Raw genomic sequence first — 12,655 nt, forward strand, 5'->3', positions numbered from 1 at the left:
TTACCCACTAAAAACTTGGATGTAGCAAATGTGAGAAAAAATGCTGCACAAGTGATGGCTCTATAAGAATGCTTGCAATAATGCCAAATGCCGCCCCAGTTAAATGTGCCAAGTGATCAACATTGCCTGTGCCACGCTTTTGGGCATATAGACTATAAGCTGTGTAAGCGATGGCAAAGACGATGGCGGGAATGGGTAAGATGGCAAATAAATACAGCGTTTCCCATGGTGCAAATAAGATAAAGGCGAAAAGCACAGCAGATACACCGCCAGACGCCCCAAGCGATAGATAGCGTGGGTTGTTTTTATGTTTTAGGTAGCTTGGTATGGCAGCGATGATGATGGCAATAACGTAGAACGCCAAAAAGCCAAATTGCCCAAGCTTAGCAAGGTAAAATCGCTCAATAGCACGACCAAAAAAGTACAGCGTAAACATATTAAATAACAAGTGCATGCCATCAGCATGGATAAAGCCATGCGTGATAAAGCGGTCGAACTGCTTATAACGACTAATGCGTGTAGGGTCAAAAATTAGCCTTCCCATAAGCGAGTTATTTTGCCAAGCAAGAATACTTGCGATGACGGTGATGATGATAATAGCGGTTGTGTGATTCATAGTGATTACTTTTGGTTTTAGGTCAGTATAGCAGTTTGATGACGATTTAAAAAGACTTAACAAGACCTATCTATTATACACAATCATTAAAAAATGTAATTATTTGTAATTTATCATAAAATTATACAAGAATTATGGAAATTTTTGTTTAACTATTGTTTCCAAGTCTTTAAATTTCAAGCAAAATCGGTCATAATGCCATTAATCTGCAAGATTGTGAAAAAATCAAGCAAGACCAACGGAAAAAGTAATATTAACGTAGATAATTGGAGTTTTTATGACCCTTATTAATAAATTGCAACATGAAGTTACGCCAAATGTATTGGCAGCTACTGTTGACCGTGCTGGCGATGAAGCAAATAAGTCAAACCTATTGACAGCCTTTTATGCTATTTTTGCCGCTCGTTTATCAGAAGATAAACACGAACAAGCTGCTTTAGTAGCTAATCAGCAAGATGGTAACAGCATTTTGCGTGCATTATTTGGTTCTGAAGAAGCAGAACTAAACAGCCGTTTGGCACAAGATCATAATCTATCAGCTGAGACTGCTGGTGCTTTGACTTCAGTGAGTGCACCATTAATTTTAGCGAAAATTAGAGAATGGTCAAGCGTTAAGGGTACAGGCGTTTATTTGCGTGACGAACTTGCCGGTCTTAAGAGCCATATCCCTGCATGGGCATTAGCACTACTACCAGCAGGGCTGTTAGCAGCTCCAGCGGCAACGCATGTTGAGCCTGCTCCAGTAGTTGGTAAGCTTGAAAAAGTAGAAAAAGAAAACAAAGGCGGATTTTTAAAAGGGTTGTTGCCGTTAATTGGTCTAATTATCCTAGGTTTACTTGCATGGCTTTTATTGCGTGCTTGCCAAGATAAGCCTGCTCCAGTCGCTGCACCAGTTGCAAGTACTCAAGAAGTGCCAGCAGTTGCTGCCAATGCCGACGTTCAGCCTGCTACTGTAAGCTTAGCAGTTGACGAAACAGGTAAAGCAATCTACTCATGCTCTGCTAATGCAAGCTCTGAAGGCGTACTAAGCAGTGTACGTACTGCCATTGCAGGCGTGTTCGGTACTGAGAACTGTAGCCTAAATACGCACAATGATTATGCAGATAACCTACCAGCTGCCGAATATTTACCAGCCATTTTTGGTTTGATGAAAGATGTACCAAGCTCAACGGTTAATATCGTTGATAAGACTATCTATTTTAACGCAGCTAATGAAGCTGATATTGAGAAATTGATCGCAGACACCACAGCAATCGTACCAAGCGACTTTACCGTCGTTGCTGAGCCAGCACTTGACGTTGCTGCTAAAGTTGCTCAAAGCGTTGAGTCAGCTAAAGTTGCCATCACAAATATGGGCGAGCAACCAACAGTTGAAGGCTTAATTCGTGCATTAAACCTACAAATCATCAACTTTGAATTAGATTCTGCTGAAATCCCTGCCGAGAATAAAGAAATTCTTGATTTGGCAGCTGATAAGTTCAAAGAGCTACCTGATTTAGCTTTAACAATCGTTGGACACACTGACAACCAAGCATCTCACGAGTATAACCAAGAGTTATCAGAAAAGCGTGCTGCAGCTGTTCGTGATTATTTAGTATCTAAAGGCGTGTCAGCTGATCGTTTGACAATCTTGGGTGCAAGCTATGACTTCCCTGTGGCAAGTAACGCTACTGAACAAGGGCGTTTCCAAAACCGTCGTATTGAATTTCGCCTAGTTCAAGATGGTGAGAAGATTGCAACAGTGGGTAATGAAGTAGCGGATAAAGAAGCAGTGGCAGTTGAAGAAACATCAACAACTCAGCCAGAAGCAACCGAGAAAAAATAACTCTAATGCATTAACCTGCTATGAATATAAAACCCAGTTCATGATGAGCTGGGTTTTAATTTTGGGTAAATGGCAGTAGATGGTGTTTATTCAACCATTGCCTTTATCAATACAAATAATAAGCCATCATTAAAATAATGACGGCTTATTAATAGATGGTCTATCAGTGATTTATTAAGATTCGTACTCAAACATGGCACTGATTGACTCATCATTATTGATACGGCGAAGGCTTTCAGCGATCATAGGGCCTATGGTGATTTGGCGAATGTTTGCACAGTTTTGTGCTTCTTCTGATAGTGGAATGGTATCAGTTACCACAAGCTCATCGAGTGCAGAGTTTGAGATGGTCTCAATCGCTTTACCTGAAAGCACAGGGTGTGTGATATAGCCTACGACACGTCTTGCTCCCTTTTCTTTAAGGGCGGCAGCGGCTTTACATAGTGTACCTGCAGTATCAACGATGTCATCAACAATCACACAATCACGGTCTTTGACATCACCGATGATGTGCATAACCTGAGATTCGTTGGCTTTGGCACGGCGTTTATCGATGATGGCAAGTTCAGCTTCGCCCAGTAGTTTTGCCATAGCACGAGCACGCACCACGCCACCAACATCAGGTGAGACAACCATTAGATTGTCATAATTTTTTTGTTTCAGATCACGCAGCAAGACAGGTGTACCGTATAGGTTATCTACTGGCACATCAAAGAAACCTTGAATTTGGTCAGCGTGTAAATCTACCACCATCACACGGTCAATGCCAGCGATAGATAACATATCTGCCACAACTTTTGCAGAGATTGGCACACGAGCTGAACGTGGTCTGCGGTCTTGGCGTGCATAGCCAAAGTATGGAATCACCGCTGTGATACGACCTGCACTTGAGCGACGCAGGGCATCTGCTAGAAGTACGATTTCCATCAGATTGTCATTGGTTGGTACACACGTTGGCTGCAGGATAAAGACGTCCTTACCACGTACGTTTTCTTTAATCTCGATGGCAATCTCGCCGTCAGAAAAGCGAGTAATGTCTGCTTTACCCAAAGGAATGTGCAGGTGATCAGCGACAGTTTTTGCAAGCTGTGGGTTGGCAGAACCCGAAAAGACGGCTATATAAGATGACATAAGCAAAGTCCTAATAAAAGTCTGTTGGGCGTAATAAAGTTAAACGCCCGATAAAGGGAAATTGGCTTGTCTATTTTAGCATTTTTACAGAAGTTTTACAGGCTATTTTTTAGTTTAAAGTAACAAAAATGCAATAAAAAAGCCAATTCGGATGAATTGGCTTTTTATATATGGCAGGGGTAGCTGGACTCGAACCAACGGATGTCAGGATCAAAACCTGATGCCTTACCAACTTGGCGATACCCCTAGGGTGCAAGTTTTACAAAACTTACCAAAAAAATGGCAGGGGTAGCTGGACTCGAACCAACGGATGTCAGGATCAAAACCTGATGCCTTACCAACTTGGCGATACCCCTATATAGGGCGACAATTATACAGATAATTTCAAAATTTGCAAGTGTATTTTTAAAATTTTTTTTAAAATTATTATAAAAAATGAGCTAATCACGGCAGGCTGCTTGTGACGATGGCACGACTTGGGGAGGCTTGTTGCCAAGCATGTAAGGTTTTATCATCAACATCATCACTAATGGGTAAAAATACCGCACTGCCTGTGCCTGTCATGCGAGCAGTAGCATCAGCTTGTTCTTGTAGTGTGCGAAGGTATGATAAAGCATTAGCAACTTTGGCAGAAGCAGTTACAGCCAATGGCTCAAAGCAGTTATGAAAAGGGGCTTGTAAGTGCCAAGTGAATTTTTCTGTTTGATGGCTAAGATCGGTGATAAGAGCTGTGTTTTTTTGGAGAGTGTTATGTGCAAAAAAGTCAGCCGTCGCTAAGTGCTCATCAGGCATAACTAGTAGATAGCGACTACTTGGCAATGAGATGGCAGTCAGCTTTTCTCCAATGCCAAGTGCGATGGCGTCGGTTTTTTGGTAGTGATGAAAAATAAAAAAGGGTACATCAGCACCTAAAGCTGCACCATAGATTAACAAATCATCCATCTTAAGCTCAAGATTCCATAGTTTATTTATGGCGATGAGTGTGGTTGCACAGTTTGATGAGCCACCGCCAAGTCCTGCACCAGTTGGTATGTGTTTATCAAGTGTGATGGTGATTGGACGTGCCTGTCTTGGAAAATTATCAGTTAACAGTTTGACCGCCTTGATGATTAAATTATCCGAAAAATCGCAAGGTAAATTATCACCAAGCAAAGTAATCATATCATCTGCACCATCATTGGTCGTAAAATGAAGCCAATCACCGAAATCTAAAGCTCGAAAGACGCTTTGCAAGTCATGATAGCCATCATTTCTTTTACCTATAATGTGTAAAAATAGATTAATCTTGGCGGGTGAAAATAATGATATGGTCGCCATATTGCTATGCCTGATGATTGATGGTGAGCGTTATTCGTGTGCCATCTGTGTGGGTGATACGTAGGCGATCGGGGTGTTTGTTATCGCCATCATAAATAAAATGACAAGTCCAAGCGTCATTTTTAGCTGTGATTAGGCGACCTTTTTCATCTGTCATCTTAGAGATATCGCTGGGTGTAGAGCGTCCCATAATCCAGTAGGGCAGCTGACTGATGGGGGCTTGCCAGCCTGTGGCATGATATAATAAATCTTCTGGCGTATCAGCAGTAATGCTGCCTGTACGCTCACTTGTTAGTGTGGCAGTGTTACCATCATAGCTGATGGCAGTCGCTCCAATCCCAAAAGCACCTGTTAAGTCAATGGCAAACCTGTCATCGTCTTGATTCCATGCATAAAAGGCACTGCCAGCTTGCTTACCATCTGTCGTGGGCTGCATGACGCCAATTTTACCTGTGATGGTAAACTGTAAGCTGTCTTGATTGATGGTAGCAGTTATTGGTGCGACGGTTGGCTGGTTCATTGACTGACAGCCTACCAGAGTAAGGCTAAGCAGTCCTGCTGTAATTAGGATTTTGATGGTATTCATAAGCGTATCATTACAATTTTTTACATTCTATCACGTTTAATAAAAGTATAAAGCGTGAAAAGAGTAGGTTAGTAATTTTGTTCTGTGTACTCGTCTTTTTGTCCGAAGGCGAAGCGGTTTTCTAGGTCGTTGATGAGCTGCTGAGTTTTATCAATATCTCCTAACTCTCGATATGCTTGTAATAATAAAATGCCCGCTTGAAGATTGGGAGCGGCATTATAAGGGGCTTGCAGATACCCAATAACCATAGCATAGTCCCCTTGGCTTAAGGCGTGCTCAGCAAGCAATAAAAGTGCTTCTAGCTGTAATGCATTGCTATAATAAGGATTTTTAATATCAAGCTGACTTATCGTTGTGATAGTATCAATGGTGTCTTGATCGCTAGCATTTTTGTTAAGTTTAAGCTTAGCATCGGCAAGCTGGTAGTTGGGGTTTTGATCATCAAGTGCTAACAAGGCATTGACCACTTCTTGTTTTTCGTCATCGCTGAGTTCTTTTTCTAGCAACTGATAACTAGCAAACAGCAGCCGATCATCATCTGGGTATTTTTGATTAGCGGCGGTTAGTAAGTCTTTGGCAGCTTGCTTGTTTTGTTGGCGTAAGTAGATTTCTGCTTGTAAGATGTAGCTGTCGGCAGCGAAGGCTTCATATTCATCTCTTAGACGCACTAAAGTTGCGATTGCAGCATCGGTGCGTTCTTCAAGTAAGTAGAACGCTACTACTTTTTTGCGAGCATCTAGCACATGGTCGTAGTCGCTCACTTTTTCGTAATGAGTGCGTGCTTTAGATGAATCTTGTAGTCTTTCATAACCAATGCCTAGATAATAGTGTGCCTGACTGCTAAGCTCTGGATTGTGAGTAAGTGGTGTTAAAATGGCGATGGATTCTTTATATTTACCAAGGTCAAGCCCAACTAACCCGCCAAGCAGTGCCACGTCTGGATTGTGGGTATTTTTAATGGCTTGTTCGAGCAGTTGCCACGCCCCAGCAAGGTCACCTTGATTGATTAAGGTGCGGATTTCATACAGATATAGGCTTTGCTCATGTGGTAGCTGCTTTCTTTTTTCTTTGATAAATTGCCACATCGCGTCCGTTTGATGATCTGCCTTTAAAATATCAATTTTTAGGTTAATAAAAGCAAGGTTTTTTGGTTCAAGCTTTAAGGCGTGATTGATATTTAATAATGCTGCTTTGTGATCACCAAGTCGAGTTAATAGACCTGCCCTTAAAACAGATACCGAAGCGTTATTACTATGCACGCCACGAAGTGCAATAAATAATGCACGCTGATCATCAGGCTCATCAGGAAAAATCCCTGTAAAAATCTGAGTTAAATCAGCACTAGGATCGTAGTCTAAAATCATCGCTAAGGTTTTAGCAGCTTGCTCATACTTTCCAGCTTTAATTGCCAGATGGGTTACATAAAACCATGCAGGCGTATGCTCAGGATTGCGTTTTTGCCATGCACTGGCAAAGGCAAGAGAATCCTTTGGGCTTTCATAGCGGATTGATAATGCTAAGGCACGCTCAAAGACAGGTGTGGCATCTTTTTTAAACGATTCAGCCTTATAAATCGCCAGTGCTGTAGCGGGGGCATTACGATCGGCGGCAAACTCTGCTGTCAGTAACTGTAATAAATCAGGCTTATCAAGCACAGGCTGGCTGTCATCGGCTGCCAGCCAATCAAGCTCCCAAATTAAAGCATTCGTGCTAGGGTTAGGAGTATATGTGTACGCTGGTGTATAATCTTCATCGCTACCATCATCTGGCACAGAAGGTATCTCATCGGTCTCAAGAACTTCTTTGGTAGGTATCGGCTCGTCAATGGGTGGATTTTCGTGCTTTGCCTTATCGCCTTGATAAAAGGGCAATAAAATCTTTAGAAGTGGCTCAAAAATACTAGGCTTGGCATGGGCTGCTTGACCATTTGCTAAAGCCAAGCATACCAAAATCACCACCAGTTTTTTTGATGATTTAAGGGTGTGTTTTTTTTGCTTTTTAGTTTTGGCATGACAAAAAGACGACGTAGAAAGTCGTGCAGTTTTTGATAAATTATGCCAAACAGATGGGGTCATATCTTTTGTTTAATCTAGGTGCAAATATTTGACCATTATAGAACATTATGGTAGGAAATAAAATAAGTAAGCTTAACAAAGTCGCTTTGGTGTTTAATTATAATTTATAGCTTAATTTTATTATAATTTATGAAATAATAATAAATTTTTAAAATTATTTCTATAAATGAAATGCTAAAAAATTGCTTGGCAAAGGCGAGAAATTGGGGTAAGATTGGTGTAATATTTTAATGATGGTTTATATCATTAAGTCGGCGTTATTTTTATCCAAGATGACGTTTGTCAAATCAAAATCAGCAGATTACCGTTTGCTTGTGATGATTTGACATTGCTTAAGGCTTATCGGTCAGCAAGACAACCTATGTCAAAATCTCCTTTTTTGTCGGTCATGCTTGTGCCTGTCTTTTGTAGCGACTTTATTGTGTTCGGTTGATTTACCTATTTTGGGAAATTAAAAAAAGGATTGGCAATGACAGAGCAAACCACCCAAGCCCCTAATATGACAGGGCATACTCAGACGGCAGATGCCGCCAAAAATTTCCACGAAAATCAAGCCAAACTCGCCCGTGGTGAAACAGTTGCCATGAGTGGTGCTGAGCTACTCGTCCAAGCCCTAGTAGATGAAGGTGTTACACACATTTTTGGCTATCCAGGTGGGGCGGTGCTACACATCTATGATGCCCTTTTTAAACAAGATAAAATTGAACACATTCTCGTCCGCCATGAACAAGCGGCAGGGCATATGGCGGACGCTTATAGCCGTGTAACAGGCAAAACAGGCGTGGTGCTTGCCACATCAGGTCCTGGTGTAACCAATACAGTTACCGCCATCGCCACTGCCTTTATGGATAGCATTCCGATGGTGGTCTTGGCAGGGCAAGTGCCTACGACTTTGATTGGCGATGACGCTTTTCAAGAATGCGACATGGTTGGCATCTCTCGTCCTGTGGTCAAACACAGCTTTCAAATCCGAAACCCTGCTGACATTCCAACCATCATCAAAAAAGCCTTTTATATCGCAAGCTCAGGGCGACCGGGTCCTGTGGTGGTGGATATCCCCAAAGACATGACCAATCCTGCGGATAAATTTGATTATGTCATGCCAAACAGTGTGTCACTACGTTCTTATCAACCCACCAGTAAAGGACATGGCGGTCAAATCAAAAAAGCCATCGATGTTTTATTATCCGCCAAACGCCCTGTAGTGTATGCAGGCGGTGGTGTGGTGCAAGGCGATGGGTGTGATAAGCTTCGTGAATTGGCGGATTTGCTCAATTTGCCTGTTACCAACACATTGATGGGGCTTGGGGCGTATCCTGCCACAAGCAGACAGTTTTTGGGTATGCTTGGTATGCACGGGACTTATGAAGCCAACATGACCATGCACCATGCGGACGTGATTTTGGCGGTGGGAGCAAGATTTGATGACCGTGTTACCAATAACGTCAAAAAGTTTTGTCCCAATGCCCAAATTATCCACATTGACATTGACCCAACCAGTATTTCAAAGACCATCAACGCCCACATTCCCATTGTCGGCGATGTCAAATTCGTCCTTGCTGAGATGTTAAACATCATCAAAGGGGGCGACAGACGCTTAGATGACAAAGCATTGGCTGATTGGTGGAAACAAATCTTGGAGTGGCGAGCTCGCCATGGATTGCGTTATGACCCTGACACAGACGCACCCATTCATGCCATCATGCCCCAGCGTGTGGTGGAGACGCTTTATAAACTAACTGATGGCAAAGCGATTATCACAAGCGATGTCGGTCAGCACCAGATGTTTGCCGCTTTATATTACAAATATGACGAGCCTAGACAGTGGCTAAATTCTGGCGGACTTGGCACGATGGGTGTGGGTTTGCCCTATGCGATGGCTGCCAAACTTGCTTATCCTGAACGCACGGTTGTGTGCATCACAGGCGAAGGCTCTATTCAGATGAATATCCAAGAGTTGTCCACGTGTCTACAATACAACCTGCCTGTCAAAATTTTAAATCTGAACAACGCTCAGCTTGGCATGGTCAAGCAGTGGCAAGATATGCTGTATGAAGGTCGCCACGCCCAAAGCTATATGCAGTCGTTGCCTGATTTTGTCAAACTTGCCGAAAGCTATGGACATAAAGGGGTAAAAATTACCAATCCTGCCACCATGGAGCAAGAATTAAAACAAGCCCTAGAAATGGACGGATTGGTATTCATTGATGTGTATGTGGATAAAAGCGAGCATGTCTACCCCATGCAGGTTGCAGGGCAATCCATGCGTGATATGTGGCTATCAAAAGGGGAGCGTACCTAATGGCGAATGTACAACAAGACCAAATACAAAAGCACTTAATTTCAGTACTCATGGAAAACGAAGCAGGCTCGTTGTCTCGTGTGGTGGGGTTATTTAGTCAGCGTGGTTATAATATTGATACGCTCAATGTCGCCGCCACTGAAGACCCGACGCTGTCTCGTTTGACTTTGACGACCATCACCACGTCCGACAAGATAGAGCAAATCACCAAACAGCTACACAAGCTCATTGAAGTGGTCAAAGTACAAAATTTATCAGAAGTGTCTAATGGCAATCAAATAGAACGAGAACTTATGCTAATTAAAGTACGAGCGGTGGGGGCGTGCCGTGAAGAAGTGTATCGCACGGCGGATATTTTTCGTGCCCAAATCGTGGACGTATCGGCAAATCTTTATACCATCTTGATTACAGGCGATACAGGCAAATTAGATGGTTTTATTGATGTCATCGGACGAGACAAAATTCTAGAAGTCGTGCGGTCTGGGGTGATTGGTATTGCACGGGGCGAGCGGACGCTTGCGGTGTAATCAAATAAAGGCTTAAAGATGACAAAAGTGGTTTTAAAAGGCTTTATTTTTATCCCAAATGAGAAGAAAGTACAGATTTTGTCAGCATTAGATGAGCATATTAAATTGACTAAGCAAGAACAAGGCTGTTTGGTATTTGACATTCGCTTAGATAATGAATGTCAAAATAAATACTGGATATATGAAAAATTTGTTAATAAAGCTGCTTTTGAATATCATTAAAAACCGCGTTCGTTCATCAGCTTGGGGCAAAATTTCTACTGATGTCAAAAGATGTGATGAGCCTTTGATTGAGTTGTTGGACTAATGTAAAAACGTATGACAAACATGAATGAGCGAAAATTTCCTATTCCCACCAGTTATCTTGGGATTTCATTGGGGCTTGGGGCATCGACTCTTGCGTGGCGACACGCGCAGGTGTTTTTTGATGGATATGCACAAATAAGCTTGGTGCTGGGTGTGATGGCAAGTGTGGTGTGGCTTTTGCACATCATCGCCTTTATCATTAAGATGATACGCTATCCAAATCAGCTGTCTGATGAATGGCAACACCCCATACAATTTTCGTTTTTAAGTATGATACCCATCACAACCATCATCATGGGCGATATTTGGTATGCGTGGTACAGACCAGTGGGCGAGCTACTCATGATATTAGGCATTGTTGGGCAATTGGCGTTTGTATTTTGGCGGGTCGCCCCACTTTGGAAGGGTAATTTTTGTCAAGAATCGGTGATGCCACCGTTTTATTTGCCTTTTGTGGCGGCGAATTTTAGCAGTGCAGGGGCAATGGCGTTGCTTGGTTTTACCGATGTGGCGTATTTATTTTTTGGGGCAGGGATGATTGCATGGGTGATTATTGAGCCGATTATCCTACAAAACCTACGCAGTTATACCCATAATCAGGCATTGCGTCCAACCTTGGGAATTGTGCTGGCTCCTGCTTTTGTGGGCAGTATGGCATATCTTAGTATCAATCATGGTCAGGTAGATACTTTCGCAAAAATCCTGTGGGGCTATGGTTTATTGCAGGCGTTGATTTTATTAAGATTATTGCCTTGGATTGCCGAAAAAGGCTTTGTGATTGGACTTTGGTCGTTTTCGTTTGGTTTGGCATCTATGATGGGTACGGCAGGGATTCTTTATCAGCACAGCCAGCTCGGTGTGGTGGCACACACGGCGTTTTGGGTAGCTAATGCAGGTGTGTGCTTACTCATTGTAGGGACGCTCGTTCGGTTGGTGCAAGGGCGGTTTACTGTCAAATAAGACGCGATATAAGACACAATAAAAGAAACTTGCGATAAAATCTTGCAGATTGTAATTTTAAAAAAACCGCCCTAATCGCAATATGATGATGAATAAAATAATTTTTAAACCAGAGATTTTTGCTGTCATCGCCGCCATATTAAATGGCACAAGTGGCGTATTCACAAGGTGGGCGTTTAATTTAAATACCACGCCTGCGACATTAGCATTTTGGAAGTGTTTTTTGGCTTTTGTATTGATGGCAATTTTTTGCACCATCAATAATCAGCTCACAAAAGATGTAATAGGGCTTGTAAAACATTGGAAAAAATTTGCGTTATTGAGTTTTTTGGGGATTTTTTGTTTATACTTTTTTGAAACTTGGGCATTCAATCAGGCTAGTATCCCTTTGGTGTCCTTTCTAACTTATGCAGCAGGTATTATTACTTTATTGTTATCGGTAATATTTTTAAAAGAAAAAATCACAGTTTATAAGATAATCGCATTTTGTAGTATTATTGCGGGTGTCTTTTTTATGTTGTTGTTTGCAAAAGATGTCAAGGGTAGTTTGTTTGGTGTTGTTTTTGCACTGCTTGGTGGGTTAGGTTATGCGTTATTTATTTTTATGTCAAAAATTTTAAAAGTAGGCAGTGGTATCGCTCAACTTTTTTGGTTGTTTTTATTTGGTAGTTTATTTTGTTTGTACCATGGTTAATAGATGGTATGCAAATACCAGCAAGTTTTGCATGGGTTGCTATACTTTGTTTGGTGTTATTGCCTACTATTGGCGGGTTTTATTTTACAACCAAAGCCGTAGAATTGGGTGAGGCAAGTAAAGTGCAAATTATAGAAACAAGCGACCCACTTTTTGCCACCTTATTTGCGTTTATATTTTTTGGTGATTTGTTAGGATTTTATGGTTACATTGGTGCTTTATTGATATTTGTTGGGCTTTTGACCTCAATTAAATCATAAAGTTTATTTTTGAGTATATCTCAACCCAACCGCCCCAATCTCATTGGTGGCATAAT

The 12,655-nt window shown here is 41.9% G+C and carries 12 protein-coding genes and 2 tRNA genes; 7 read left to right on the forward strand and 7 right to left on the reverse strand.

The window, feature by feature from the left end; all coding sequences use genetic code 11:
* Positions 1-7: 7 nt before the first annotated feature.
* On the reverse strand, positions 8-616 hold the full coding sequence (locus tag LU293_RS06660) for a rhomboid family intramembrane serine protease (RefSeq protein ID WP_242746608.1): 609 nt from the start codon (positions 614-616) through the stop codon (positions 8-10).
* A gap of 277 nt (positions 617-893) precedes the next feature.
* Between LU293_RS06660 and LU293_RS06665 the strand changes: the two genes are divergently transcribed.
* A complete protein-coding gene (locus LU293_RS06665) occupies positions 894-2,441 on the forward strand; it encodes an OmpA family protein (protein WP_242746610.1) in 1,548 nt (515 codons plus the stop codon).
* A 174-nt stretch (positions 2,442-2,615) separates the two neighbouring features.
* Here LU293_RS06665 and LU293_RS06670 read toward each other — a convergent pair whose 3' ends face one another.
* The 6 genes from LU293_RS06670 to LU293_RS06695 all read right to left on the reverse strand — a co-directional run bounded on the left by LU293_RS06670 (position 2,616) and on the right by LU293_RS06695 (position 7,550).
* Positions 2,616-3,572, reverse strand: coding sequence for a ribose-phosphate pyrophosphokinase (locus LU293_RS06670; RefSeq protein WP_242746612.1), 957 nt, complete (start codon positions 3,570-3,572; stop codon positions 2,616-2,618).
* 171 nt (positions 3,573-3,743) lie between these two features.
* Positions 3,744-3,819 (reverse strand) — tRNA-Gln (locus LU293_RS06675).
* Positions 3,820-3,852: 33 nt separating this feature from the next.
* Positions 3,853-3,928 (reverse strand) — tRNA-Gln (locus tag LU293_RS06680).
* Positions 3,929-4,016: 88 nt separating this feature from the next.
* Complete coding sequence (gene ispE, locus LU293_RS06685; RefSeq protein ID WP_242746615.1) at positions 4,017-4,889, reverse strand: 4-(cytidine 5'-diphospho)-2-C-methyl-D-erythritol kinase; 873 nt, start codon at positions 4,887-4,889, stop codon at positions 4,017-4,019.
* Between the two features lie 4 nt (positions 4,890-4,893).
* Complete coding sequence (gene lolB, locus LU293_RS06690) at positions 4,894-5,475, reverse strand: lipoprotein insertase outer membrane protein LolB (RefSeq protein WP_242746618.1); 582 nt, start codon at positions 5,473-5,475, stop codon at positions 4,894-4,896.
* A 68-nt stretch (positions 5,476-5,543) separates the two neighbouring features.
* Positions 5,544-7,550, reverse strand: a complete 2,007-nt coding sequence (locus LU293_RS06695) for a tetratricopeptide repeat protein (protein WP_242746620.1) — start codon at positions 7,548-7,550, stop codon at positions 5,544-5,546.
* A gap of 583 nt (positions 7,551-8,133) precedes the next feature.
* Here LU293_RS06695 and LU293_RS06700 point away from each other — a divergent pair.
* The 6 genes from LU293_RS06700 (at position 8,134) to LU293_RS06725 (ending at position 12,599) form a co-directional block, all read left to right on the forward strand.
* A complete protein-coding gene (locus LU293_RS06700; protein WP_242749702.1) occupies positions 8,134-9,852 on the forward strand; it encodes an acetolactate synthase 3 large subunit in 1,719 nt (572 codons plus the stop codon).
* Positions 9,852-10,379, forward strand: coding sequence for an acetolactate synthase small subunit (gene ilvN / locus LU293_RS06705; RefSeq protein ID WP_242746623.1), 528 nt, complete (start codon positions 9,852-9,854; stop codon positions 10,377-10,379). The genes LU293_RS06700 and ilvN overlap by 1 nt, the downstream gene beginning before the upstream one ends.
* A gap of 18 nt (positions 10,380-10,397) precedes the next feature.
* Positions 10,398-10,601: a putative quinol monooxygenase gene (locus LU293_RS06710; RefSeq protein ID WP_242746627.1), complete on the forward strand. Its 204-nt coding sequence runs from the start codon at positions 10,398-10,400 to the stop codon at positions 10,599-10,601.
* A gap of 96 nt (positions 10,602-10,697) precedes the next feature.
* The gene (tehA, locus tag LU293_RS06715) at positions 10,698-11,645 is read left to right on the forward strand and encodes a dicarboxylate transporter/tellurite-resistance protein TehA (protein ID WP_242746628.1); all 948 of its coding nucleotides are present in this window, start codon (positions 10,698-10,700) and stop codon (positions 11,643-11,645) included.
* 85 nt (positions 11,646-11,730) lie between these two features.
* Positions 11,731-12,339: a DMT family transporter gene (locus tag LU293_RS06720; protein WP_242746633.1), complete on the forward strand. Its 609-nt coding sequence runs from the start codon at positions 11,731-11,733 to the stop codon at positions 12,337-12,339.
* Between the two features lie 8 nt (positions 12,340-12,347).
* On the forward strand, positions 12,348-12,599 hold the full coding sequence (locus LU293_RS06725) for an EamA family transporter (RefSeq protein WP_242746636.1): 252 nt from the start codon (positions 12,348-12,350) through the stop codon (positions 12,597-12,599).
* The last annotated feature ends 56 nt before the right edge of the window (positions 12,600-12,655 follow it).

Source organism: Moraxella nasovis (assembly GCF_022701215.1).
Classification (GTDB): Bacteria; Pseudomonadota; Gammaproteobacteria; order Pseudomonadales; family Moraxellaceae; genus Moraxella; species Moraxella nasovis.

Coding starts and splice junctions, on each gene's coding strand:
- LU293_RS06665 (WP_242746610.1), top strand. CDS start 894: ATGACCCTTATTAATAAATTGCAACATGAAGTTACGCCAAATGTATTG.
- LU293_RS06720 (WP_242746633.1), top strand. CDS start 11,731: ATGATGAATAAAATAATTTTTAAACCAGAGATTTTTGCTGTCATCGCC.
- LU293_RS06695 (WP_242746620.1), bottom strand. CDS start 7,550: ATGACCCCATCTGTTTGGCATAATTTATCAAAAACTGCACGACTTTCT.
- tehA (WP_242746628.1), top strand. CDS start 10,698: ATGACAAACATGAATGAGCGAAAATTTCCTATTCCCACCAGTTATCTT.
- ilvN (WP_242746623.1), top strand. CDS start 9,852: ATGGCGAATGTACAACAAGACCAAATACAAAAGCACTTAATTTCAGTA.
- lolB (WP_242746618.1), bottom strand. CDS start 5,475: ATGAATACCATCAAAATCCTAATTACAGCAGGACTGCTTAGCCTTACT.
- LU293_RS06660 (WP_242746608.1), bottom strand. CDS start 616: ATGAATCACACAACCGCTATTATCATCATCACCGTCATCGCAAGTATT.
- ispE (WP_242746615.1), bottom strand. CDS start 4,889: ATGGCGACCATATCATTATTTTCACCCGCCAAGATTAATCTATTTTTA.
- LU293_RS06700 (WP_242749702.1), top strand. CDS start 8,134: ATGAGTGGTGCTGAGCTACTCGTCCAAGCCCTAGTAGATGAAGGTGTT.
- LU293_RS06670 (WP_242746612.1), bottom strand. CDS start 3,572: ATGTCATCTTATATAGCCGTCTTTTCGGGTTCTGCCAACCCACAGCTT.
- LU293_RS06710 (WP_242746627.1), top strand. CDS start 10,398: ATGACAAAAGTGGTTTTAAAAGGCTTTATTTTTATCCCAAATGAGAAG.
- LU293_RS06725 (WP_242746636.1), top strand. CDS start 12,348: ATGCAAATACCAGCAAGTTTTGCATGGGTTGCTATACTTTGTTTGGTG.